The sequence below is a fragment of the Nostoc sp. CMAA1605 genome (assembly GCF_021596505.1).
Taxonomy (GTDB): Bacteria; Cyanobacteriota; Cyanobacteriia; order Cyanobacteriales; family Nostocaceae; genus Trichormus.
In genome coordinates this window covers 1-3,525 of the sequence record NZ_PJIZ01000191.1, presented here as the reverse complement: position 1 = coordinate 3,525, position 3,525 = coordinate 1, and the positions used below count along the sequence as shown (strand labels likewise).

Annotated in this window: 3 protein-coding genes; 1 reads left to right on the top strand and 2 read right to left on the bottom strand. The window is 43.5% G+C overall.

The genetic code is table 11. The features are described from left to right. The coding region (locus tag CV014_RS29775) for a transposase (RefSeq protein ID WP_236145304.1) at positions 1-392 on the bottom strand (392 nt) is incomplete at its 3' end. A 125-nt stretch (positions 393-517) separates the two neighbouring features. Between CV014_RS29775 and CV014_RS29770 the strand changes: the two genes are divergently transcribed. Then, positions 518-1,435, top strand: a complete 918-nt coding sequence (locus tag CV014_RS29770) for a KilA-N domain-containing protein (RefSeq protein WP_236145303.1) — start codon at positions 518-520, stop codon at positions 1,433-1,435. Positions 1,436-1,887: 452 nt separating this feature from the next. Here the strand turns inward: CV014_RS29770 and CV014_RS29765 are convergent. Then, a partial coding sequence (locus tag CV014_RS29765) for a 2-oxoacid:acceptor oxidoreductase subunit alpha (protein WP_236145302.1) occupies positions 1,888-3,525 on the bottom strand: 1,638 nt, incomplete at its 5' end.

The following is a 3,525-nucleotide window of genomic DNA, read 5'->3' as shown; positions in this document are numbered from 1 at the left end:
ACTTCCACCGTACCGCTAAGCATAGGGCTGTTATTGGCCTTTAATTGCTCTCTGATACGATGCAGCATGAACCATGCAGTTTTTTGCGTTACCCCTAAATCCCTTGCTAACTGGCAGCTACTAATACCCTTCTTATGGTTAAGGATTAAATACATGGCCGGGAACCATGTAGTAAGGGGAATGTTTGAGGATTCAAAAATTGTCCCCACCGTTACCCTGAAACGCTTGTAACATTTGCTGTTGGCACATTTAAACCTTTCCCCTCCCTCTATACGGTAGCACTTCTTATGGCCGCAATACTGGCAAACTATATTACCGTCAGGCCAACGCTGCTTAATCAGATGTTCACGGCAAACTGTTTCATCAGAAAACTTTGCAAACAATTCTTTCATGTTCTTAACCATAACAAATGCTTTAGAATGCTAAGATAAATCTTGTCCTGCATTCTACCTAATATTTGTTTAGTTATTATTCAATAAATATTCAGGAACTTTACTGACAAGCAAAAAGAGCAATTATGAGCAAAACCGAAAAAATCCTTGTTGAAGGATTTCCGATAGCAGTAAAAGATGATTACATCTCTTTAACCGATATGGCTAGAAGAAAGGACGGGGAAACCAAAACGGCAACTGTGATTGCAAATTGGCTTCGGTCTAAATCCACTATCGATTTTTTAGGTATTTGGGAGGCGATTAATAACCCATTAATATTTAATGTCCTCGAATTTGAGGACATTAAGCAAAGGGCTGGCGTTCAAGATTTTAGCCTAAGCGTTTCCGAGTGGGTTGAGAAAACAGGTGCTATTGGCATCTATTCAGTTACTGGTAAAAACGGTGGTACATTTGCGCATAGGGATATTGCTTTTGAATTTGGGACTACTGTAAGTCCGGCATTTAAACTGTATTTGATTAAAGAATTTCAACGTTTAAAAGAAATTGAAAATAATTCTGGAAATATAGAATGGAACGTAAGGAGGCTACTAAGTAAAGCGAATTATGTAATACAAACAGATGCTATAAAAAATTATAAAATTCCTGCCTTAAATGTTCCCGATGATAAAAAGCATTTAGCTTATGCGGAAGAAGGCGACATACTAAATTTAGCACTGTACGGATTTACAGCAAAAGAATGGAGGGAGGCAAATGTTGAAATATCTGCAAAAGGGATGACAGTTAGGGATTTTTCAAGCATAAATGAATTAATGGTATTAACCACATTGGAAGGGATTAATGCTGAAATGATTAAAGCAAATGTTTCTTTTGAAGAACGTTTGAAAAGATTACGGCAAATAGCCTCTGAACAATTAGAAACTTTAAACAAAATTAATGGTGAGTTTGGTATGAGAAAAAATAAAGATGGCGAATTTGTTGCACCACATATGGCTAATTTCCCAAAATCAAAAATTGGTAAACCAGATAAAGGCTATTTATCATAAATGGACAGCGTTTAAACCTAACAAATCAAAGCCAACAAAAATAGAATTGTTAAGGTCAGATACAATACCCATTGAATTAATACCCATGCCGCCCCCGAACGGCCACAAGTTGAAATTAAGCGATACCACCAATTTATCGGATTTAACAAAATAGGCTTCAAAAACCACTGATTTAACTCCCTTAAACTCAAAGGATAGTGCAGGGGCAAAAAAGTAGCCTGAATTTAAAAATTCAGGCTATTGTACCTTAATAGTAATTGGTAACCCTACCCGGCGGGGCTTTTTTATTCTTTACGTTAAGAAGGCTCAGCAAGAACAGGTTTGCAACAATCGTCGGGGCTACTAACCGTACTCCCTTCAATGTATGTTCTGTACAAATGCAGCTTACGAACCCGGAAATAAAAAATCCACCAGCCTGTACACCGGTGGATTCATACTTTTTTGCTGACTTATCAGTTGGCCCTTCCCAGCATTTCTTCCATCTTCATTACCAGTTCGGTTTTGGTGATGGGTACTCCCATGATTTTATTGTAGCCTTTTGCATCCACGAGGTATACATCACGGATGATTTTTATCAGCTGCCCGTTATTAATCTCGGGAATCAGGATGGTATCGAAATTTTTGAGCATCGCACCCAGGTTGCGGGGGAACGGACGAATATAGCGCAGGTGGGCATGGCTCACGGCATGACCCTTGGCCTGCATTTCCGCAACGGCTGATTTTATGGAACCATAGGTGGAACCCCAACCCAGCACCAGCATCTTTCCTTTTTCGGGACCACTATCGAGTTTTTGCTCGGGAATGAACTCCGCAATTTTATCTACTTTCTCCTGGCGGATCTTCACCATCAGCTGGTGGTTCTCCGGCTCATAATTCACGTTACCGGTAATATTCTGTTTTTCCAGACCGCCAATCCGGTGTTCTAAACCGGCCGTGCCGGGTATAGCCCATGGGCGCGCCAGTTTTTCATCGCGGAGGTAGGGCTGGAATTTCTCTTCTCCATGACCCAGCTCCTTTTTGAATTTAACGGTAATCGCCGGCAGATCGTCCGACTTAGGGTATCGCCAGGGTTCTGCACCATTGGCAATATAGCCATCACTGAGGAACATTACGGGTGTCATATGCTGAATCGCCAGCCGCACCGCTTCATACACCGTATCGAAACAGTCGGCCGGGGTGGAAGCAGAAATGATGGGCATCGGGCATTCGCCGTTACGGCCATAATAGGCCTGCATTAGGTCACTCTGTTCAGTCTTCGTGGGCAGGCCGGTGGAAGGTCCGCCACGCTGAATATTGATAATAACCAGCGGAATTTCCAGCATCACTGCCAGACCGATGGCTTCGCCTTTCAGGGCAATACCGGGACCACTGGATGTGGTAACCCCGAGTGCACCGCCATACGCAGCACCGATAGATGATGCGATCGCAGCAATTTCGTCTTCCGCCTGGAACGTGCGTACACCAAAATTTTTATAGCGGCTCAGTTCATGTAAAATATCTGATGCGGGCGTAATGGGGTAGGAACCCAGGAATAACTGCAACCCGGATTTATGGGCAGCCGCTACCAGCCCATAGGCAACGGCCTGGTTACCCATCACAGACCGATAGGATCCCGGCTCCATCTTTGCCTTGTCTACCGAGTAGGTGGTGGTAAAGGTTTCCGTTGTTTCACCATAATTATACCCGGCCTGCAATACTTTGATATTGCTGTCGAGAATCTCCGGTTTCTTACCAAATTTTTCCCGAAGGAAGCTGATCGTATTCTCCATATCCCGGTTGTACATCCAGTACAGGAACCCGAGTACGAACATATTTTTCGCCCGGTCTTTTTCTTTCATCCCCATGGTTATTTCCTTCAGGGCCTCCCGGGTCATTTTGGTAACATCCATTTTTATGACCTCGTAATTGGTAAGGCTCCCGTTCTCGAGCGGGTTCTCACCTTCCGGGTAATTGGCCAGCCGCAGGTTCTTAGCATCAAAGCCATCTGTATTGGCAATGATCTTTCCGCCCTTTTTCAACGATGTGAGGTTTACTTTCAGCGCCGCTGCATTCATTGCCACCAGTACATCACAGGCATCGCCGGGTGTAAA